General features: G+C 43.4%; 17 protein-coding genes and 1 tRNA gene. 5 read left to right on the top strand and 13 right to left on the bottom strand.

Annotated elements, in window-relative coordinates:
- Positions 1-90: 90 nt before the first annotated feature.
- A complete protein-coding gene (locus BMX50_RS22170; protein WP_091214022.1) occupies positions 91-540 on the top strand; it encodes a protein-disulfide reductase DsbD family protein in 450 nt (149 codons plus the stop codon).
- Positions 541-678: 138 nt separating this feature from the next.
- Positions 679-2,016, top strand: a complete 1,338-nt coding sequence (locus BMX50_RS22165) for a DUF418 domain-containing protein (RefSeq protein WP_091214018.1) — start codon at positions 679-681, stop codon at positions 2,014-2,016.
- 105 nt (positions 2,017-2,121) lie between these two features.
- Here the strand turns inward: BMX50_RS22165 and BMX50_RS22160 are convergent, their stop codons facing one another.
- The 5 genes from BMX50_RS22160 to BMX50_RS22140 all read right to left on the bottom strand — a co-directional run bounded on the left by BMX50_RS22160 (position 2,122) and on the right by BMX50_RS22140 (position 10,520).
- Entirely contained in the window at positions 2,122-3,021 is a 900-nt protein-coding gene (locus tag BMX50_RS22160) for an oxidoreductase (RefSeq protein WP_091214014.1), read from the bottom strand.
- Between the two features lie 281 nt (positions 3,022-3,302).
- Positions 3,303-4,544, bottom strand: coding sequence for an alkaline phosphatase family protein (locus tag BMX50_RS22155; protein ID WP_091214008.1), 1,242 nt, complete (start codon positions 4,542-4,544; stop codon positions 3,303-3,305).
- Positions 4,545-4,554: 10 nt separating this feature from the next.
- Positions 4,555-5,475 carry a metallophosphoesterase family protein gene (locus BMX50_RS22150; protein WP_091214005.1) on the bottom strand — a complete coding sequence of 307 codons (921 nt, stop codon included), beginning with the start codon at positions 5,473-5,475 and terminating at the stop codon, positions 4,555-4,557.
- A gap of 7 nt (positions 5,476-5,482) precedes the next feature.
- Positions 5,483-7,273 carry a RagB/SusD family nutrient uptake outer membrane protein gene (locus BMX50_RS22145; protein WP_091214002.1) on the bottom strand — a complete coding sequence of 597 codons (1,791 nt, stop codon included), beginning with the start codon at positions 7,271-7,273 and terminating at the stop codon, positions 5,483-5,485.
- A 37-nt stretch (positions 7,274-7,310) separates the two neighbouring features.
- The gene (locus tag BMX50_RS22140) at positions 7,311-10,520 is read right to left on the bottom strand and encodes a SusC/RagA family TonB-linked outer membrane protein (RefSeq protein WP_091213997.1); all 3,210 of its coding nucleotides are present in this window, start codon (positions 10,518-10,520) and stop codon (positions 7,311-7,313) included.
- 183 nt (positions 10,521-10,703) lie between these two features.
- On the opposite strand from BMX50_RS22140, the gene BMX50_RS22135 reads away from it, so the two are divergent.
- A complete protein-coding gene (locus tag BMX50_RS22135; protein WP_091213993.1) occupies positions 10,704-11,312 on the top strand; it encodes a TetR family transcriptional regulator in 609 nt (202 codons plus the stop codon).
- On the opposite strand, the gene BMX50_RS22130 is transcribed toward BMX50_RS22135, so the two are convergent.
- Entirely contained in the window at positions 11,298-11,543 is a 246-nt protein-coding gene (locus BMX50_RS22130; RefSeq protein ID WP_091213989.1) for a CBU_0592 family membrane protein, read from the bottom strand. The two genes, BMX50_RS22135 and BMX50_RS22130, sit on opposite strands and share 15 nt — an antisense overlap.
- Positions 11,544-11,640: 97 nt before the next feature.
- Positions 11,641-11,714 (bottom strand) — tRNA-His (locus tag BMX50_RS22125).
- A 126-nt stretch (positions 11,715-11,840) separates the two neighbouring features.
- Here BMX50_RS22125 and BMX50_RS22120 point away from each other — a divergent pair.
- Complete coding sequence (locus BMX50_RS22120) at positions 11,841-13,928, top strand: heavy metal translocating P-type ATPase (RefSeq protein WP_167668060.1); 2,088 nt, start codon at positions 11,841-11,843, stop codon at positions 13,926-13,928.
- Between the two features lie 100 nt (positions 13,929-14,028).
- Positions 14,029-14,499 carry a ribonuclease HI gene (gene rnhA / locus BMX50_RS22115; RefSeq protein ID WP_091213981.1) on the top strand — a complete coding sequence of 157 codons (471 nt, stop codon included), beginning with the start codon at positions 14,029-14,031 and terminating at the stop codon, positions 14,497-14,499.
- Between the two features lie 201 nt (positions 14,500-14,700).
- Here rnhA and BMX50_RS22110 read toward each other — a convergent pair whose 3' ends face one another.
- The 6 genes from BMX50_RS22110 to BMX50_RS22080 form a co-directional block, all read right to left on the bottom strand.
- Complete coding sequence (locus BMX50_RS22110; protein WP_091213978.1) at positions 14,701-15,192, bottom strand: metallophosphoesterase family protein; 492 nt, start codon at positions 15,190-15,192, stop codon at positions 14,701-14,703.
- A 58-nt stretch (positions 15,193-15,250) separates the two neighbouring features.
- Positions 15,251-15,955: a tRNA1(Val) (adenine(37)-N6)-methyltransferase gene (locus BMX50_RS22105; protein ID WP_091213975.1), complete on the bottom strand. Its 705-nt coding sequence runs from the start codon at positions 15,953-15,955 to the stop codon at positions 15,251-15,253.
- Between the two features lie 697 nt (positions 15,956-16,652).
- A complete protein-coding gene (gene gloA2, locus BMX50_RS22095; RefSeq protein ID WP_091213968.1) occupies positions 16,653-17,042 on the bottom strand; it encodes an SMU1112c/YaeR family gloxylase I-like metalloprotein in 390 nt (129 codons plus the stop codon).
- Positions 17,042-19,264: a phosphoribosylformylglycinamidine synthase subunit PurL gene (gene purL, locus BMX50_RS22090; RefSeq protein WP_091213965.1), complete on the bottom strand. Its 2,223-nt coding sequence runs from the start codon at positions 19,262-19,264 to the stop codon at positions 17,042-17,044. The genes gloA2 and purL overlap by 1 nt, the downstream gene beginning before the upstream one ends.
- A 634-nt stretch (positions 19,265-19,898) precedes the next feature.
- Positions 19,899-20,291 (bottom strand): hypothetical protein, encoded by a 393-nt coding sequence (locus BMX50_RS22085; RefSeq protein ID WP_143065241.1) that lies wholly within the window; start codon positions 20,289-20,291, stop codon positions 19,899-19,901.
- A 239-nt stretch (positions 20,292-20,530) separates the two neighbouring features.
- Entirely contained in the window at positions 20,531-20,857 is a 327-nt protein-coding gene (locus tag BMX50_RS22080; RefSeq protein ID WP_091213956.1) for an NTF2 fold immunity protein, read from the bottom strand.
- Positions 20,858-20,999 lie beyond the last annotated feature (142 nt).

Below are 20,999 nucleotides of genomic sequence, written 5' to 3'. Positions count from 1 at the left end.
TTGGTAATTATCACCCTGTCAGAAGCCAAGGCGCAAAACCCGCGAAGCACATGCCAAACAATCCATCTTTCTAAAGCATAAAATCAAAACATGAAAAAATTACATTTTATATTAATAGCTATATTTTTCTGTGTCAATGCCAAAGCACAAGACCTGAATCCGGTAAAATTCCGGGTTTACTCAAAAAAGATCAGCCGCGTAGAAACCGAAATCTGCATGGAAGCGCGGATCGACACCGGTTGGCAAATATATAGCCTGAACATTGCGGATGGCGGTCCGATAAAAACACAGGTCACTTTCAAGCCATCCAAATATTATCGTCTTTCGGGTGCCGTCAGCGAATCAGCTCGTGATTCAATATACAGTGACGCGTTCGGAATGAACATCCGGTACTTTAAACGGAGGGCCATATTTATTCAAAAAATAATCACCACAAAGGCCAACATCATTATCAGAGGTAAGCTGAGCTACATGGCAAACAATGATAAAATGTGCCTCCCCCCAGATTCAGTCAATTTCGAACTTAAAATCGGCGGCTAAACATAAAACTTATGCTGACGGCGACCGAAGAAGGTGGCACCGTCTAAATATGGTTTTACGCATTATAACTGGGCTTCCCTGCGGTCTTATATAGTTCGTTACTATCTCATACAGTACAAAGCAAACAATTAGTATACAATGGATAAAGTTATCATAAATACGGATCAGCAAGAAAAAACGGCTAACCCTGTTGCCCAAAATAAGAGGATTATATTACTGGACGCAATGCGCGGAATAGCGGTGCTGGGGATCCTGGTAATGAACATTATGGAGCAGGGACAACCCGGAATATTTTACATGAACATGAACGCCGGGCAATCACAAACAGGAAGTAATTTCTTTGCGTGGTTATTTGGTATGGGCCTTTTTGAAGGTGTTATGAGGGGGATGTTTTGTATATTATTCGGAGTCGGTTCATTATTATTGCTGGACCGGCTGGAACAGCGCGGGATAGGCCTAAAAGCTGCGGACATTTTTTACAGACGTATGTTATGGCTCTTAGCACTGGGGCTTTTAAATGCATTCGTTTTTCTTTGGCCCGGAGATATACTTTATGACTACGCGTTAATCGGGCTAACGCTTTTTCCGTTCCGACGGATGTCGGCGTCCCGGTTAATGATCCCAATAACAATACTGCTGCTTTTTGGGATCTACCGTGAAAGTTCTCAGCAAAATGATACCAGGCTCGTCATCGAAAAGGGGAAACAAGCTGAAGAACTAAATATACACAGGCACGCTTTGACCCCTGAACAAAATTCGGACCTAACAGCGTTTCAAAAATTTAAAACAGAAAACAGCAACCCTGGCATGGTAGTTATCGGCAAAGAGGCATCCACCGCTGTTCAAAGCGCCAATCTTTCGGGCCTGCTCAAGATCATATATGATCAAAATATTGATTTTGAAAGTACCTTCTTTTATAATCACTGGTGGGACATAGCGTTGCTCTTTTTTACAGGCATGGCATTTTACAGATCGGGATTTATAACGGGAGAAAGCAAGACATGGATTTACATCGTTGTTGCGTCAGGCGGCCTGATCATCACTCTTGTAATGAATTATTATGACCTTATGAACATCTACAATAACAAATTTGACTTTGTAAAAATCACTGAAAGTGCCTCTCCTGTGGTATTCTATCAGGCGAAACGACTATTACAAGTAGCTGCGTATTTAAGTGCGCTGATACTTTTATACAGACTAACCAGTCTGCGTAACATTTTCAAAGTATTTGCAAACGTAGGACAAATGGCATTAACCAATTATCTGATGCAATCCATTATAACCTCAATAATATTTTTCGGCTTCGGTTTTTATGGAAAACTACAACGATATGAACTGATAGAAGCAGCATTATTGATTTGGATTTTTCAAATAATTTTGAGCGCAATTTGGTTACGGTACTTTACTTATGGCCCGTTTGAATGGGCATGGCGCAGTCTTACTTATTTGAAAACTCAACCTTTTAAAAGACGATAAAAACTTCTGAAAATCCAGGCATATTGGTCGTGCTTTTAATTGATAATAACAGAACGCAGACACCGCTTAGATAGGCTGTGCTGCGTTCTTGTCGTGCAAATGGTTTTATGGAAATATAATGTTTGCAGCTTCCTGACTTATGTTCCACAATTCGGTGGCTGTTGATTGGTTGACGGCGTTTTCCTGAACTGCGGCAGGAGAAGGATACCCCCTGAGGCCTCCATCCGCATCGGGACCATAAAAACCACCTTCTTTTACTCCGGATGCTACAGCAGCGTAAAGTATCGGTAACACACCTTGTGAAGCCTCCATAAATTCCCCAAAACGCTGAGATGCAGCCTCAAGCTCTGAGTCGCTCATATGGCGTCCGATGCTTGTTTTAGTTACTCCCGGATGCGCGGCAATTGAATATACCTTATCCCCTTTTTTTAATATCCTGCGTTGCAATTCTAACGCAAAGCTAATATTGGCAAGTTTACTCTGGCAGTATTCCCTGAAAGCGTCATATGGATTTTCGCACTTCAGGTTATGAAAGTTTATGTCTCCATACAGATAAGCCAAACTCGTTACCGTTATTATTCGCGCCCCTGGCGTCTTTCTGATAAGGGGGTAAAGATGACCGGTAAGCGCGAAGTGCCCGAGATGATTAATCCCAAATTGCGACTCAAATCCCTCTGCTGTAAAACCCTTTGGTGGTGTCATTACGCCCGCATTATTAATCAGCACGTCGATATTTGATACCCTATTTTTTATAGTGGACGCAAATTCACTTACCGATTTGAGAGATGCCAAATCAAGAAACGCCAACTCAACTTCGCCCGGGCCGGACCCTGTTTTTATTTCGCTTAACGCCGCCTGAGCCTTATCTATATTTCGGCAGGCCATTATAACATAAGCGCCCCGGTTATAAAGCGCTTTTGCTGCTTCAAATCCAATGCCCGTATTGGCTCCTGTAATTATTACTGTTTTTCCTGACTGGTCGGGTATATCACTTGTAATCCACATAATTTACTGTAATTAAAAAATGCTTCAAAGATAAATCGCCAAGGTTTTCAGTAATATACCCAAATACGGGGATGTTCAATATCAAAATAAAATCGTAACGCCGGTATGCGCTTGTTTTTCGCTTAACCTAAGGAAGATACCGGGAGCTGGAGTAATTACCAAGGCTCCCGGCCGGCGCAGATCTGGTTTTCGCCGATGAATGAAATTAGCAAATCGTGCGGTGTATCGCGGTTGCAGGTACAACAAGCCGGATCACTCATCAAAAATATCCTTGATTGGGGTTATTTCTTTAAATTAACCCACTTGTTCACACTATTATCTGCCCCTTCAACAATAATTTTATAAAATTCGGAAGGGTAGTCTTTTAAATCCGCAAAATAATGTTGCTGTGTTAGGTCAACCTCACCCAGCAAATGATATTCATCTTTTCCGCTTGTTTTAAAATTATTGGTGGTGGCCAGCCATACTTTTACCTTACCTGTTTTTTCGAGGGCCCTCCAGCTGATATCCAGGTGATCCTGAATATAATTAACCTTAAGGGCAGTTACCGATACCGGACCTATAAAAGGCGTACCATCAATTTCCTGTTTAACACTTTCAGGCAATTTCACATCCAGGTAGCGGGCTATTGAAGGCATAATGTCCACTATACTCACATCAAAATACTGTGCGTAAGTATTCAGATTTTTGTAGTTGCTCACCATCCACGTTGATCGTTGCCTCTCCGACTGGCCGCCGTGGCCTTTGCCTGTTCTTTCGTCACGACCATGATCGGTTGTGATCACAATCAGCCAGTCTTCTTTATAGTTTTTCTGACGATAAGTAATGGCATCCCAAAGTTTACCCATCTGAATATCCAACATGCTAACAGCTTTGTAAAACTCCGGACTATCGCCATAGCGGTGGCCCATATCGTCAGTATATTCCAAATATACCCATGACAGGTCGGGTGCCTTTGTTTGGATGGTATTAGCTGCCTGTTTTACAACTTCCTCATCAATCAGGTGCATGTAATCCGATTTTTTATCATGCTTAAACCTAACTGTATCCAGCTCATAACCATCAAAAGCATAATCGGGTTTAAAGTTGCCGGTTGCGGCCAGGCCATCACCCAGTAATTTGGTACGGTTATCAGTCCAGCTTGAGAAGATTCCGGTTTTTTTATTGGGGTATTGAGTCTTAAAAACCTCAAAAATATGCTTGTAGTTATAATTAGGCGCCGTGATATCATTATCGGGCACGTTGTGTTTATTTACCCAGGTGCCGGTTAACAAACTGTTATACCCTACTGCCGATATGGTTGGCGTTTCATTATAAGTACCCTTGTCACCACCTACGTGAATACGCAGATATGAACCGGCGTCGATGATCTTTTTAAGATTTGGCAGTTCCACACGCTCCATTACATCGGCAGGGACCCCATCAGCAATAACATAAACTACCTTTTTTTGCCTTTGCTGTGCGAAACCAATTGCTGACAAAGAAAGGCAGGCAGCAATACAAATAATTGATTTTAATCTCATTGTTTTATCGTTAAAAGGTATGCGGATAGTACTCGTTCTCCACGCTGCCGTCGGCATAAAGCTTCAGGATGGCATATCCGGGCGGAGTTTCCAGGTAATAGCCTGGCCCGGCCGACTCGGCATCGCCTTTTCCCCACCAGAATCCACTCATGGCGCCATTGCAGCAATATAATACATCATTGTAAACCGTATGGTCCGACAGGTGGTTGTGGCCGCTCAGGCAGATCCTTACTTTATCTTTATGTTTATAAAACAGGTCTTTCAGCTTTTTGCAATCTGAATGGCCGCCGCCTACCAACACCTGCGTAGTGCCCAGAATGGGATAGTGCGACATTAGCAGTGTTGGCGTACCCGCCGGTAGTTTTTCCAGTTCCTGCTGCAACCAGGTAAACTGCTCTGCATCCAGCGAAATATTGCTGTTATTACCATCCAGGATAATGAAATGCCAGTTCTTTTTACTAACACTGTAATAACGGTTTGGGATCCTGAGGCGTTTTACTACGTAATCTTTGCCAAACATTTCATCCGTTTTTGTAGGGGCTTTCCACCAGGGGTCATGGTTACCTATGCAACTGTATACTTCGTATTTGCTTAACAGTTGTATACAATCATCCCAGATGCTCCATTGTTCGGTAACCTGTTCGCGTACCACGTTATCATACGAGGCATCGTTGATCGAGTCGCCGCCGTTTAAAAATAAATCGGGTTTGTGTTTGCTAATGATCTGCTTTAAACAACTCTTAAACCTGTCGGGGGCGTTATCACCCGCCCTGATATGCACATCGGTAATATGCGCCACGGTTAATACAGGTTTCCCTTTGCCGCCTTTTTTGCCGGCAGATAAGGCCATGACGGGCATGGCGCCCGTTGCCGCCATACCCGCGGCTATACCTGCAGCCGCCTTTAATAATGCTCTTCTTTTTATTTCCATAGTGATGTTACCAGCCAAAAATCTGTTTCAAATTAGGGTTCAATACAACTTGCTGTTGCGGGATGGGGCGGTAGTAAAATTTCGGATCTTCAAAAGTCCTTACCACATTTTCGGTTACGATATTACCACCGCTGTTCCCGTTTTTCAGATAAACGGTTGCATCGGTACCAATAGTTCCGGCGCGATAGTATACCAGTTTAACACCCAACGAGTTTTTTTCTTTCTGATCTTCGGCAGGAATGGTAGCAGTGCGATCGATCAATATAATATCCTCCACACCATCTCCGGTTAAATCATATTTACCTAAACCTTTAAAGCACATACCTTCCGGGCTTTTGGCAAGCAACTTACCTAATTTCCAGCGCATCAGGTCATCATATCTCATATTTTCGAAAGCAAACTCCACCCTGCGTTCGCGCCTGATCTCGAGAATAACACCTACGTTGTATGTTACATTAGGATATTGGAGCTTCAAAACAGGATCGGGATTTGCATTGGCCACGGCAAGGTTAAGATCGGGCAAACCAGCCCTTCTCCTTAATAAATTAACCGATTGATCTAATTGGCCTTGGGTTAGCGTACCCAACTCGGCCAATGCTTCGGCGTAGGTAAGCAAGATCTCGGCATAACGGTATACCGGGAAATCAACACCGTTTAAGGTGTTATTATCGGTACTGTTTACATAACCTTTTAGCTGGTGGTAACCTGTAAAGTTTTTATTTAAACGCTGTATGTAAGGCGTTGCATCAGGTACCCTTACCCAACCCGGGTAAACCATGGTTTGCGCCAGGCGTGGATCGCGGTTTTTAAACTCTTCAACAAAACCCATTTGCGCGTAATTGGCTACATCTGTAAAACGGCTCCCGTCTTTCATCAGGTAAGTTTGGATCAGATCTTTAGCAGGCGCCTGCTCGTAATCACCAAATACGGTTGAGTTAACATTTTGGCCTTTGCCTTTGGTTAAATCAAAAATATTGGTCAGGATCACTTCGCTATTGCCGGTAAGGTCCTGGCTCGAAAATAAAGCTCCGTAATCCTGATCTGGCTTTCCGGTGTTATAAATGCTAAACTTGCCGCTGGCGATGATCTCACCGGCAATTTTTGCAGCAGTCTCCAGGAAAGTGTTGGCTGATTCTTTCAGCCCAACTTCCTCATGATATTTACGGTACGTACCTTCGTACAGCGCAGCACGGGCGTATAATGTAGCTACAGCCCATTTGCCAGGCGTACCGGTTGGCACGCTTTCTCTTACGTTTTTATAAGCGAAATCAAGATCGGCCATAATGCTATCAGCAACCAGCTTACGTGGATCGCGGCCTTTGTACAAGTCCTTGCTTGAAGGCTCTAAAGTACCGGAATACCAGGGCACATCCGAAAAACGCTTTATTTTATCCAGGTAAAACCCTGCCCGGTAATAGCGGGCCAAACCGGCATAATGATTTTTAATGGCTTGAGTTACCTGCGCTTTTTGATAATTTTCAAGAAAGTAATTGATGTTACGTAATCTTGTCCAATCCCAGCCGGTAGTGATATTTTGTGAATTAGCACTTCCAACCATAATATTCTTCACTTCAACGGCGGCAGTAGTAGCCACGTTATCCGAACTCTGGTCGTTAAGATAAGTACCCCTATCTGGCTGAGATAACAAACCGTTTACATATAAGGCAAGGTCCTGCTCATTATTAAAGAACAGGTTGGGCGATACAGACGTTTGCGGAAAACGGTCAAGCCCACCCTTTTTACAGGCAGCGAGCGTACTTACCGCCGCGATAATTAATATATATAGATACTTTTTCATTTTACTTTAATTTGAAATGTAATGAAACATCAGGTTGTTAAAAATCCAGGTTTAAACCCAAAGCATACCTGCGTTGGTATGGATATGCCCATGCACTTGGGCCCTGGTTAACAGCTTCCGGATCGATATATTTTTTAATGGCCGAAAACTCATACAGGTTCTCGCCGGTAGCGTAAAAGCGCAGACGGCTGATACCGATCTTTTTAGTCCATTTGGCTGGGATGGTATAACCTACAGATACGTTTTTGATACGCAGGTAAGCACCATTTAGCAGGTATTTGGTTTGCGGAATATCCAAACCGCTGCCGTAGTTGGCATCCGCCAGCCATGATTGCAATACCGGATATTCTGAATTGGTATTAGCATCGGCAAGGCCGGCAGCAATGTATGATGCCGAGTGTTTAGCCCTTTGCTCCGGCGAATCTGCAGTGCCGCGGTAGTAGTTCAGGTTCCATGGATATACGTTGGCATAGGGCTGTTGAAATGGCCCCCAGAACAAGTAATGGTGCGGGTAGAAATCTCTTTTCAAAACACCCTGCAGGAATATAGCCAGGTCGATACCACGCCAGTCCATATTGATATTGGCACCAACGGTGTAGCGATCTGTACTGTTACCGATGACCTTTAAATCTTTAGGATTTTTAGCGCTCAAGCCGGTTTCTATCTTTCCGTTTCCGTCAAGGTCCTTGTACTTAGGCCAGCCTTCTACAATAGATAAAGCCCCCCATGGAACAATGGCTGATTCATCAAGTTTGGCTATTTCGTCCTTACTGCGGAATAAGCCGTCGTTTTCAAGGCCCCAGATCTCACCGATATCCTGACCTACACGATAGCTGGAAAACAGTCCCTGGTCGTTTTTAAATTTGGTAATTTTCGATCTTGAGTCGGCAATAAATATTTTAGCATCGAAATTAAACGGCTTTGAGCCCAGCTCAAACCTGTCACGATATGATATCGAAAATTCCCAGCCCTTGGTACGCAAATCGGCAGCGTTCTGGCGCGGCACACCCGTACCCAATACCGCCGGAAGTTCCTGGCCTGCTGTTAACATGCCTTTAGTATCGCGGATGTAGTAATCAAAAGTAAGCGATAGCTTATCGTTCAGCAAGCCGATATCAGTACCAAAATTGCGGGTAGATACCCTCTCCCAGGTGTAGGTCTGTGGGTCAACATTCAAACCTGGTGCACCGGTAACGATCTGGTTTTGACCGGCACCGCCAATTAGGTAGCCTGATGTACCGGTAGCCAGCGATTGGATATAGCCAAAATCGCCCACGTTCTGATTGCCGAGGTCACCGTATGATGAGCGTAGTTTAAACGTTGATACCGTTGGCGCCAATGGTTTAAAGAAATTTTCGCCGCTTACTATCCACGCTGCAGACGCTGACGGGAAAAAGCCCCATCTTTTGGTAACCGGAAAACGCGACGAGCCATCATAACGCCCGGTAGCCTCCAGAATATACCTGTTTTTAAAAGTGTAGTTCAGCCTTGAAAACACGCTATTGGTTGCATAGGCCGAGTAGTCGCCGCTTGCCGTAGCCGTCCCGCTGGTAAGCGATAAGTAAGGTAATGAAGATGAGATCAGCACATCTTTAGATGCGTTAACAGTCGAGTAGCTGTAGTTTTCGCTGTTAAAACCCACCATGGCGCTAAAAAAATGATCGCCCAGTGTTTTTTTGTAGGTCGAGTAAACGTTAAAAGCGTTGTTATATAAATAGCCATTGCCTTCGCTTACCGAACCGGTTCCGCCTTCTTCACGAACATCGTTAGGGCCGTAACCAATTTTATATTTCTTGGTATCTGTATGTGTTTTCCACAACTCACGTTTAAATGAGGCATCAGCATTTACCTGTAAATCGCCGTTTAAAAATAAAGCAGTTGCACTGGTGATGTTCTGGAAGCCGAACATGTTTTGCAGGCTATTACCACCATCGGTAAGTTTAGCTGCCAGCCTGCCGGCTGCTGTATTGGCCCAGGTACCATCCGGGTTGGTAGCCACGTCGGTAGGCATCAGGTAATACAGATCGGTAATGTTTGAGTTTGGCAGCGCTCGTTTGGTTTGATAGATATTCAGATTGTTATCCAGTTTAAGCCATGACACAGGCGAGAAACCTACTTTCGACCGCAAACCATAACGGCTCCAGTAATCATCGGTTAATTTATTTAAACCGTTATCTTTAGTATAATCGGCAGAGAGATAATAGGTAAGCGGCTTGTTATTTACCGTAGCACCGCCCGAAAAGGTAAGGGTGTGACTTTTTGACAAGCTGGCATCATTAAAAAAGTATTTATACCAGTCGTTGCTACCCATGTATTCCCATTTGGTTGGATCAGTGGGGTTAATGCGGGTATCGGCAATTGAAGGGTTATCCGATCTTTCTTTTGCCCAGCGGTAGTACTCGTCCGAATAGTTCACATAATCCCATGGCGTATTATCGGTAGAGGTTTCAAGCACCCTCGAAAAAATGTAGGGATCGGTTACCGGTTTAGGCAGCAGTGTTGGCTTGGCCCAGGATGTGTAAGTATTGTAGCTAATTGTATTATGACCGGCAATGCCCTGTTTGGTGGTTACAAGGATTACACCAAATGCAGCCCTGGCACCATAGATAGCTGCCGACGCCGCATCACGTAAAACAGTGAACGAAGTAATATCAGATGGGGTTAGCCTTAGCAGGTCGTCATTACTGGTAGCCGGGATACCATCGATAACGATCAATGGCGAACCACCGTTTATTGATGTATAACCCCTGATATTGATAGTGGGCACAGTACCCGGCGCACCACCGGGATAGGTGATATTTAAGCCGGGGCTCAACCCTTGCAACCCTTGTATAACGTTAGCCAGCGGCCTTGACTCCAGTTGTTTCCCCGAAATCTGGTCGATAGCACCGGCAATGTTGATTTTTTTCTTGGTACCGAAACCAACCACAACAACTTCGTTCAGGTTAGCAAAATCGTCCGATAGGGAGACATCGATTTTTGTTCGCCCATTTAGCGGGGCTTCTACGGGCTTATATCCCATAAATGAGAAAACCAGCACGGCGTCTGGTTTCAAATCACTAAGCGTATACCCACCATTTTTGTTTGTGGCGATACGCACGTTTGTGCCCTTTACATTAATGTTTACACCGGGCAGTGTTTCTTTTGTTTTTGCATCAGATACCGTACCTGTTACGGTAATACCTTGTGCAAAGCCACCGGCAGAGATAAGCAGGAGCAGGAAGATCCAAAGTAGCTTTTTTTTCATTTGATTGATAGTTAATTTTTAATTAGACGGGGTGGTTTTTAACCGCTGGCGAAATTCCCTATCGGATATTAATATGAGGTTAAGCAGGGATTAATAAATTGATTGAACAGTCAATCAATTTATTAATATTTTGACGATGCAGATTTCTTTTTAGTAGTATTGCAACAAAATCGCTACAAAATAATGGGCCGCAAAAGTCTTAAGGAAGCAAGACAACAGGAGATAGTCAAAATGTTTTATGAAGTGGCCAAAAAGGAAGGCTACGAAAATACATCAATAGCTAAAATTGCCAAGGTGATGGATATTAATCCCAGCCTCATTTTACATTATTTTGAAACCAAGGAAGACCTTACCTACGCGCTCATCGACCACATTCTTGAAAGTTATTTATCCATATACACCATCAAGGATAAGGAGCAGGCCACCCTGGAGAATTTGCAGCGTACACTGGAAATGTTATTTTCGAAAGAGTGGAACGTGCTTTTTGACGATGGGCTTTTTTACACTTTTTATGCTCTGGCTTTCAGGGAAGAGAAAATTAAATCAAAATATAAGATCATCCTCGATGCATTGCGGCAGCGTTTGGCAGCCATTATTGAGCAATGCAATGAAAAAGGTTTAACTGCGATAAAAGCCCCGCAGACAGCTGCCGATTTCATTTTTGTACTGGTGGATGGTGCTTATTTCTATCTTTCGCTTGAAAATGACATGGAAGCTTACACCCGGAGGCTGAGTTATTACAAACAAAAAGCGTACGAATTTTTAGAAATTCCGCCGTTAACGTTGGCGTAATTGCCGGGCTAAGGCAAACATGCCAATCGCCATCCACGAAACATTTGCAGCTGCATTAGGGAGGTCATGTGCGTTCAATGCAGCCGTTGCCAGACAAAGACCGCCAAGGATATTCAACGTCTGGAAAAGCCACGAGTCGGCCTTTAGTACCTTAAGGTTTAATAAAAGATAACCGAGCGTACACAATATTACCCCGGCCCAACCTATAATAGCAAAAATATTTTTCTCCATAAAAAAGACAATCAAAAAGCCTTAGTATGCATGTAAAACTACCCTATGGGCATAAAAAAAGGCCCATTTACGTATGTAAATGAGCCTTATAAAAGCGGGTAAGCAATGGGGCTCGAACCCACGACCCCCAGAACCACAATCTGGTGCTCTAACCAACTGAGCTATGCCTACCGTTTCGTTTTTTTCGAGAGTGCAAAAATAGAAATCTCCCGCTTAATTGCAAACTCTTTTTTAAAATTACATTAAGCTTACCCGTTTAATTTAGAATGATTATAGTTAATAGCTATTTTTGTAACTATGGCCGAACAACTGATAGAACTAAACGTGACTGGCATGCATTGTAATAATTGCGCCATGTCCGTCCATAAATTCCTCGAAAAAAAGGGGTTACATAATATCCTTGTTGATTTTGCCGGCGAAGAGGTGAAATTTTCTACGAGTGATGAAGCCCGGCTGCCTGAAATAAAAAAAGGAATAGAAAATTTAGGATTTAAAGTTGTTGAAGATATCAGCACCCATTCTGTGCCATTTTATGAACGGATTGAAAACAAATTTATCTTTTGCGCCATCTTTACTGCGCCGCTTTTGCTGCACATGATATTGCCCTTGCATTTTCTGCATCAGCCTTTAGTACAGTTACTGTTATGCCTTCCTGTTTTTATTGTTGGATGTCTGCACTTTGGCAAAAGCGCCATTAGCTCACTTAAAGGAGGTATCCCCAATATGGATGTACTCATTTTTGTTGGCTCAACATCAGCATTTGTTTACAGCGTTATCGGCACGGCACAAAGCCTTGGCGACCAATACCAGTTTTATGAAACCTGTGCAACCATTATAACACTGGTGCTACTGGGCAATGTATTTGAAAAACGTTCGGTAAGTCAAACTACCTCTGCGGTAAAAGATCTTATTAAGTTTCAGGAAGTAAATGCTAACCGGGTCATAAATGGCAGTATTGAGGTCATCAATGCTAAAGAAGTACGCCCCGGGGATACGCTGCTGGTTAATGAGGGTGATAAAGTGCCTGTTGACGGCGAGATACTTTCGGGTCAGGGTTCGGTTGATGAGGCCATGCTTACCGGCGAAAGCATCCCTGTTGAAAAACAGAAATATGATAAGGTTATTGGTGGCACTATCGTGGTTAATGGCAATTTCCATATGCTGGCCACCCGTGTTGGTTCAAATACTATCCTTGCGCAAATCATCGACCTGATGAAGAAAGCCCAAGCAGCTAAGCCTCCGGTGCAAAAGCTGGGTGATAAAGTTGCTGCCGTATTTGTGCCTGCAGTAATATTAATAGCGCTGATTACTTTTATACTTACCTACTTTGTGGGCAACGCCGGCTTTCAACATGCCATGATGAACGCCATTGCCGTATTGGTAATTTCCTGTCCGTGCGCTATGGGCTTAGCTACCCCTACTGCGGTTATGGTTGGTTTGGGACGGGCAGCTAAGAGTGGCATTTTGGTAAAAGGCGGTGATACAATTGAGGCTGTAACTAATACCAAGTATGTTGTATTTGATAAAACCGGTACCCTTACCACCGGCAAGTTTGCCGTTAATGAGATCAGGATTGAAGATGGCGCCAATATAGAGCACATCAGGGGCATGATCACTGCCATAGAAGAACGTTCCAATCACCCGATAGCCAAGTCGCTCGTAAATGGCTTAAAAGGCTTGCCACAGCAAAAGCTAATTTTAAAATCGGTTAAAGAAGAAAAAGGTCTGGGTATGCGTGCTGAAGATGTAGAGGGTAATCATTATTTTTTAGGTACAGCAAAAGCCGGTAATGACAGTCATTTTAACCTCGCGCTTTATAAAAACCAGGTACTAATGGCCCAAATAGCCGTTGACGACCAGATAAAACCCGAAGCCGGAGCACTTATAACCCAGCTTAAACAAATGGGTATTGTTCCCGTACTGCTAAGCGGTGATAAAAAAGACCGCTGCCTTAGTGTCGCCAAGCAATTAGGGATTACCGAGGTACATGGCGAAAGACTTCCGGAAGAAAAACTGAAGGCAATTGATATCTATAAACAAAAGGGCAAAACCATTATGATTGGCGACGGCATTAATGATGCCCCTGCCCTAACCCATGCCGATGTTGGTATATCTATGAACGATGCAAGCCAGGTTGCCATCCAATCGGCAAGTGTAGTATTGCTTAATACCGACCTCCAATCGGTGATCAAGTTTTTACAGATCAGCAGGCATACGCTGCTTACCATAAAACAAAATCTTTTCTGGGCTTTCGCTTATAACATTATAGCCATTCCTGTAGCTGCCATGGGCTTCCTTAACCCCATGGTTGGCGCATTGACCATGGCATTTTCGGATGTAGTGGTGATAGGTAATTCGTTAAGGTTGAAGATTAAAAAAATTTAGCCCCCCAGCCCCCTAAATGGGGAGTTTCTTGTCTATTTGCTTTAAAAACTATTTATTATTCCCCCTTTAGGGGGTTAGGGGGCTTTACTATATTTGCCACATGATCGAGATTTTTACAGACGGGGCTTCAAGCGGGAATCCGGGACCGGGTGGTTATGGGGTGATATTGCGTTCGGGACAGCATTATAAAGAGTTATCCGAGGGATTTCGTAAAACTACCAACAACCGCATGGAACTGCTTGCGGTGATCAAAGGCCTGGAAGCACTGAAAGCCCCCAACCAGAATGTAATGATCTTTTCGGATTCCAAATACGTTATTGACGCTATCGAAAAACGCTGGGTTAATGGCTGGGTGGCAAAAGGCTTTGTGGGCAAAAAAAACAAAGACCTGTGGATGCGTTATTTGGAGATAAGCAAAATTCATAAAATTAAATTTACCTGGGTGCGCGGCCATAACGGTCATCCGGAAAATGAGCGCTGCGACCAGTTAGCTGTGGCAGCCGGCAAACGTCCTCCCCTGCTTATCGACTCTGTTTTTGAGGCTGAGAACGCAAGGGCTGGGATGATGTAATCTAATCAAAAATCTACTTAGATAGCCCTAACGTCATTTTGATGAACAGGTTAAGGAGTGTGCGGAAGCCGTAAGGAGAAATCTTATACATCATGCTTTAGGCCATGCATTGTTGCTTTACAAGGCGTAGAAGATTTCTCTTTCGCCCCAATGCTCAAACCCGCCCGGCTCAATCGAAATGACATTTTTTTATTTTATTTCCTATCCTGCCAGCTCAATAATCTGTAGATCCTGGATCTTAGCACCGTCAATATTAAACCTTAACAGGGTACGCACCTTATGCCAGCCTTGCTTACCGGCAGCACCGGGGTTCATGTGCAGGCAATTGATCTTTTTATCGAACATCACTTTTAAAATATGTGAATGCCCGGTGATAAATAATTGGGGAGGATTACTGTAAATTTCCGTCTTGATATTTTGACTATACCTGCCCGGATAGCCTCCGATGTGAGTCATCCATACATCTACATTTTCACATTTAAAGCGTAAATGTTCGGGATAAACTATACGTACGTCTTTATCATCAATATTCCCGTATACACCTTTTAATGGCTTAAAAGCGGCGAGCTTATCGGCCAGTTCAATGGTACCGAAATCACCGGCATGCCAGATCTCATCACAATTTTCAAAATGTTTAAAAACGGCATCGTCGAGGTAGCTGTGGGTATCGGAAATAAGGCCAATGCGGGTCATGGGGTAAAGATAGAATTAAAGAGTCAGGAAATTAAGATTCAAGAATCAAGACAAGGCCTCAAAATATTATCAGAAAATCTTTTAGCAACTCACGGTACATTTCCGTGTATACCTTTGGTTCATTGTAAATAATAAACTTATCGGCAGTTAGCGGTTCATTGCTCCTCCCAAAAGCAAGGATCTCCCTGTGTGCTGCATCATACTTAAAAGAATGTACGGTGATTATCTTTTTTAGATAAAGCCCATTTTGCTTAACCAGGTCTTTAACTAATTCCGCTGTGTCTACAGGCAATATTAACCAGCCAGTCCCTTGCTCTGTAAGCTTTGCTGCAATTGTTGCTATTAACTTTTCAAAAAAACCATCAGCAGCGTGCTTTGCCAAATTGACCTTTGCTCCCGGCGATTGTAGGGAGTTGATATAAAACGGGGGATTTGATACAATGAGATCATACCTTTTATCAGGATGATCTTCAAAAAAAGGTTCAAACCCTTTTGCGTAAAGTGTTAGCTTGTTGTTAAATGGCGAATTGCTGAAATTTCCGTTTGCCGTAGTTGCCGCCTGCTCGTCAATTTCTACCGCGTCAATTTCGGGATTGGTAAAACGTTGCGCAAGCATCATGGCTATTACTCCTGTTCCTGTGCCAATATCCAAAATATTTGAAGGTGTACCTTCGCCGGCCATAGCGCCGAGCAATACACCATCGGTATTGATCTTCATGGCACAGCCGGTTTGGTCAACGCTGAATTGTTTAAAACGGAACATTTGGCGAAGTTATCTATTCGTTGGGAATAAACTATATTACTACTAAATAACAACATTGGCCCGCTCATTCGCCGCGGGAAGGGCTTTTTCTTTTTCTTGATAAAAAGAAACAAAAATCAAGACAAAAAAATGCTTCCCCCCGCAGGCCATACTCCCAGGCCCGCTTTTTTGTCAGGCCTTTGCCCGCTTTTGCTTGGGGATTAGTAACAATAATATGTCATTGCGAGCGCAGCGTGGCAATCGCATACTATACAGGGCGGCTTTGCTTCCGTGCGGTTGCCGCGCTGCGCAATGACATGGTTTTAAGTCTTGTCTCTTACCTCTTGATTTCTTGCATCTGCTTCCGCCGTCAGCAGGAAAGCTTCGGGCGAAAGCGGGCAGAACAATGGTGGCCTTGTGCGGCTGCAGGGGCATAGCAAGTTTTTGCAGAAGCATGAGTTAAGTGCGGGCGAAGCGGGGCAAAATAATTGCAGCCCGTGGTTCTGCTCGATTTGCGGGGCAAAGGCCGAAGCAAGGGCATAGCGCAGGGCGAGCGCAAAGAAGCCTCTCTGCTGACTTGACTTTTTGGTTACTTTTGTGTCAAGACAAAAGTAACTGGCCCCGCGCGGCCAAGAGCGCGACGGTTATCGTTAATAACAACAAAGGTTATTTTAAAAACGAAACAGACCTGTCCTTTGGGATGCCGAAATCTGATTATCTATCGCTCGTACAACTCCAGCGGTAAACCATCCGGATCTGCAAAAAAGGTAAAGCGTTTATCCGTGCATTCGTCTACACGAATCGGCTCTACATCCACACCAAATGAAGCTATATGTGCTACGGCTTCATCCAAATCATCAACCTCAAAAGCCAAATGACGCAGGCCTGCAGCTTCGGGCCGGGATGGCCTTGCAGGTGGATTGGGAAAAGAAAAAAGCTCGATCTGGTAGAGACCGCCCACTTCCAGATCAAGCTTGTATGATTGTCGTAGTTCACGATAAACTTCGCGAACTATTTTTAAGCCGAGCACCTCGGTATAGAACTGTTTGGATTTTGCGTAATCTGAACAGATGATAGCAATATGATGTACCCTATTTAGTTTTAACATTATTCTCCTAAAATACCGTGAAGGATATTATCGTGAACCATTTTCAGATCAGTAACATGACCAAAAGCTTCTTCGTCGACAGTTAAAGCGCCGTTGGTTACTGTGCCTAACAAGGTAAACTCCACCTCGCTGGTAGCCATCACCTCAACAAAACGCTCTTCTTCTTCAGGGGCAACACTTACCACCACCCTGCCTTGTGCTTCGCCAAACAGGAAAGCATCTTTACGAATACTATCGTCAGAAGCAATCTCGAAACCAAGGCCATTAGGCATTGATGACTCTAACAGGGCAATGTATAAACCACCATCAGCAACATCATGAGCCGATTCAATCACTTTGTGTGCAATCAGTTCCTTAACGGTTTGCTGCATATCGTACTCTTTATCGATATCGAAGTACGGTGCAGGGGCTTTGGTGATTTTATGCCATGATGCAAGGTATTGTGATGAAGCGATATCATTAACCGATTCGCCTATCAGATAGATCTGGTCGCCGGGCTGTTTAAAGTCGGCAGTCATGATGTTATCAACGTTGTCCATCACACCCAGCATGCCAATAGTTGGCGTAGGGAACACCGAACCACCATCTGCCGACTGGTTGTAAAAACTCACGTTACCACCGGTAACAGGGGTTTCAAATTTACGGCAGGCATCACCCATACCTTTAATGGCGCTTACAAACTGCCAGTAAACTTCAGGGATGTAAGGGTTACCAAAGTTTAAGCAGTTGGTAATAGCCACAGGCTCACCGCCGGCACAGGTAATGTTACGTGCAGCTTCGGCAACGGCAATAGCAGTACCTTTGTATGGGTCGGCGTAAACGTAGCGAGAGTTACAATCGGTAGTTAATACGATGGCTTTGTCGGTGTCTTTAACGGCAACAACGGCAGCATCGCATGAACGGTTTGCTGTCATGGTTTGTACGCCTACCATGCTATCGTACTGATCGGTTACCCAACGTTTTGAAGCAATATTTGGGTGACCAACCAAATGCTCGGCAACCTCAACCAGGTTTGCAGGCTCGGCAACGTCATCGATATTAAATTTTTGATTTTCGGCAAAGTAAGCAGGCTCACGGTATTCGCGCTGGTAAACCGGGGCACCGCCACCTAATACCAAGTCATCGGCAGGTACATCGGCAACTTTTTCGCCGTGCATAAAATATTCTAAACGTTTGGTATCGGTAACCTCACCAATAATGGCGCAGTTCAGGTCCCATTTATCAAAAATGGCTTCAACTTCTTTTTCGCGACCTTTATGAACTACGATCAACATGCGCTCCTGTGATTCAGAAAGCAGGATTTCGTAAGGTTTCATATTATCCTGGCGGGTTGGTACTTTATCCAGGTCGATACGCATACCGTGCTCACCTTTGGCGCTCATTTCTGAGTTTGAGCAGATGATACCGGCAGCGCCCATATCCTGCATACCAACAACGGCACCGGTTTTAATTACCTCAAGTGTAGCTTCCAGTAATAGTTTTTCCTGGAAAGGGTCGCCTACCTGTACAGCAGGAAGGTCGTTCACCGAATCTTCGGTAATATCTTTAGAAGCAAAGGCGGCACCATGGATACCATCTTTACCTGTAGCCGAACCAACTATATAAACCGGGTTGCCCACACCGTATGATGTAGCCGAAACGGTTTCGCCGGCCTTAACAATACCGGCCGACATGGCGTTAACCAGCGGGTTAACATTATAACAATCGTCAAAAAATAATTCGCCGCCTACTGTTGGGATACCGAAAGCGTTACCATAGTGGCTAATGCCTTTAACTACACCTTTAACTAACCATTTGGTTTTGTCGAGTGTTAAGTCGCCAAAACGCAGGGAATTAAGCTGCGCGATAGGCCTTGCGCCCATGGTAAATATATCGCGGTTGATACCACCCACACCTGTAGCAGCACCCTGATAAGGTTCAAGGGCCGAAGGGTGATTGTGCGATTCAATTTTAAAAGCGCAGCCGATGCCGTCGCCAAGGTCAACAAGGCCGGCGTTTTCTTCACCTGCCTTAGCCAGCATCCGCGGACTATCCTTAGGTAAAGTTTTAAGCCAGGTGATTGAATTTTTGTATGAGCAGTGCTCGCTCCACATAACCGAGAAAATAGAAAGCTCGGTAAAGTTGGGCACACGTCCTAATATTTCATTTATACGTACAAATTCTTCGGGTAAAAGGCCCAGATCTTTAGCGGTTTCAACGGTAGTTAATTCCTGGTGCTCCAATGTAATATTGTTTTATTTTAAAGGATGCGCAAAAGTATGACTTTTTGAGGGAAAGGTAAAAGGTTTAGGAAACGGTTACATGAGTATTGGATACACTGTAACAAAGCGGCTGTCCCAATCTTTTGATTCCCGAAAAAAAATAAAAAAATCTCCGGTGTTCTTTTTTTTTAAAGTGAGAGCGTTCCAAATTTTGAATGTGAAAACGCGGAACATCTTTTTCATGAAACGCCTTGGTAATCAAATAATTGACTTTTTACTTGAAACACATCTATATAGTTAACAATCACCACTTAAAACTTTTTAGAGTAAAAAATCAGCATTAAAACGCAGATTTACTGCTGTCATCCATTTTCCTTATTTTTTTATGTTTTTTTTAAGATTTTCTTAAATCTGCGTTTCAGGCTCAAGGGGCACTGACAATATAGTGACACCATTAGCGAAGCTGATATTATTAAATTATAGTACTGGTTCTTTCAGGTATTAATCATTTCTGGATTATACCTTGCATGTGGGCCACAAGGCACAGCCTTGCGGCAGCGTTTTAATTTTTTTGCTACCGCAAGGCTGTGCCTTGTGGTCATTGTGCTATGTGTCTTAAATTTGCTTGCGGTAGGAGGCGAAGGGTTATTTATAACTATTTTCGCTGAGCAATAATTATGGCCAGTTCTTTCACCACTTCGTCAGTTGAGTTTCCCTTGAATAAATATCGACTACCATCAGTAAACTCTAATTTCATTCTGTTTATCAGAAGCCAAGAGTTTGTTAAACGCATAGATTGGTTTTTATCTTTTGTTATGTCTTTCCCGAAAATACTCTGAATAATTATTGAATCTCCGGTTAAAATTATAGTCTTTGAAATGTATGAAATTGCAGTAAAAAGTATTACAAATCCCAAAAGGCACCAAATCAATGCGATATAATCCCGGCAAAAAAATCCTATGATGATTACGCAGGACATAGACATCCAATAAAGCATGCGATTTTCACTTTTATCCGTTACAGTCGAAATCGTTTTATTACCAATCATCTTTTGTTGTCTTTATACTTACACTTATTTCCCGAACGAATATAAAACAAAGGAACCTCTCCAACTGAATGGCACAAAACGGTGCACTGAACTATTTCCATCATCTTAACTTTCGGTCAGTTCCTAATTCAATTTACGTCGATAGGATACAACCCACATGGGGCACGCGTACGCCAGCAAAGGGATAAAAATGATGCCTAAAATCTGCAATCTGGATATCGTTGTACAACGTCTTTCAATTATTTAAGATGCTGAAACCAAAGTATCTTACAATCTGACTTTCTGATTTTAATTTCTGCCACTCCGCCTAAGGCGCTATCAGGTTTACAGCCATAAACGTACCAAACCCCATTGTTTAAAGTGGCCGTAAAAGGGCGCTCTTGATAAATACTTTCCCCATAAATGGGCAACCATACCGCTTCGGCAATTTTTATTGCTGTTTTTTCGTCAGGGACTTTAGGTATACGTGCCTCTTGCCGCTTAACTCTATACTTTAATGAGCAATTGATCAATATCAAACAACCAAAAAATACCAGGTAAAAAATTCCTTTTTTTATTGTGTTCATTGTTAATTATCGGCTGTCAATCAAAAAAGTCCATTTTTCAAAAGAAGATAAGGCAATTAACGATATCATTCCTAAGAGTTTGATTGTCATAAAAAATACTAATCCGATTTATCAAACCTATGAAAACCCGTAGAAATATATC

Source organism: Mucilaginibacter gossypiicola (genome assembly GCF_900110105.1).
In the GTDB taxonomy this organism is placed as follows: Bacteria; Bacteroidota; Bacteroidia; order Sphingobacteriales; family Sphingobacteriaceae; genus Mucilaginibacter; species Mucilaginibacter gossypiicola.
The sequence above is the reverse complement of the archived record's forward strand: the minus strand, read 5'-3'. Positions and strand labels throughout refer to the sequence as shown.

Coding starts and splice junctions, on each gene's coding strand:
- BMX50_RS22145 (WP_091214002.1), bottom strand. CDS start 7,273: ATGAAAAAGTATCTATATATATTAATTATCGCGGCGGTAAGTACGCTC.
- BMX50_RS22160 (WP_091214014.1), bottom strand. CDS start 3,021: ATGTGGATTACAAGTGATATACCCGACCAGTCAGGAAAAACAGTAATA.
- BMX50_RS22110 (WP_091213978.1), bottom strand. CDS start 15,192: ATGACCCGCATTGGCCTTATTTCCGATACCCACAGCTACCTCGACGAT.
- BMX50_RS22155 (WP_091214008.1), bottom strand. CDS start 4,544: ATGAGATTAAAATCAATTATTTGTATTGCTGCCTGCCTTTCTTTGTCA.
- BMX50_RS22120 (WP_167668060.1), top strand. CDS start 11,841: ATGGCCGAACAACTGATAGAACTAAACGTGACTGGCATGCATTGTAAT.
- BMX50_RS22140 (WP_091213997.1), bottom strand. CDS start 10,520: ATGAAAAAAAAGCTACTTTGGATCTTCCTGCTCCTGCTTATCTCTGCC.
- BMX50_RS22165 (WP_091214018.1), top strand. CDS start 679: ATGGATAAAGTTATCATAAATACGGATCAGCAAGAAAAAACGGCTAAC.
- rnhA (WP_091213981.1), top strand. CDS start 14,029: ATGATCGAGATTTTTACAGACGGGGCTTCAAGCGGGAATCCGGGACCG.
- BMX50_RS22135 (WP_091213993.1), top strand. CDS start 10,704: ATGGGCCGCAAAAGTCTTAAGGAAGCAAGACAACAGGAGATAGTCAAA.
- BMX50_RS22170 (WP_091214022.1), top strand. CDS start 91: ATGAAAAAATTACATTTTATATTAATAGCTATATTTTTCTGTGTCAAT.
- BMX50_RS22080 (WP_091213956.1), bottom strand. CDS start 20,857: ATGAACACAATAAAAAAAGGAATTTTTTACCTGGTATTTTTTGGTTGT.
- gloA2 (WP_091213968.1), bottom strand. CDS start 17,042: ATGTTAAAACTAAATAGGGTACATCATATTGCTATCATCTGTTCAGAT.
- BMX50_RS22105 (WP_091213975.1), bottom strand. CDS start 15,955: ATGTTCCGTTTTAAACAATTCAGCGTTGACCAAACCGGCTGTGCCATG.
- BMX50_RS22085 (WP_143065241.1), bottom strand. CDS start 20,291: ATGATTGGTAATAAAACGATTTCGACTGTAACGGATAAAAGTGAAAAT.
- BMX50_RS22150 (WP_091214005.1), bottom strand. CDS start 5,475: ATGGAAATAAAAAGAAGAGCATTATTAAAGGCGGCTGCAGGTATAGCC.
- BMX50_RS22130 (WP_091213989.1), bottom strand. CDS start 11,543: ATGGAGAAAAATATTTTTGCTATTATAGGTTGGGCCGGGGTAATATTG.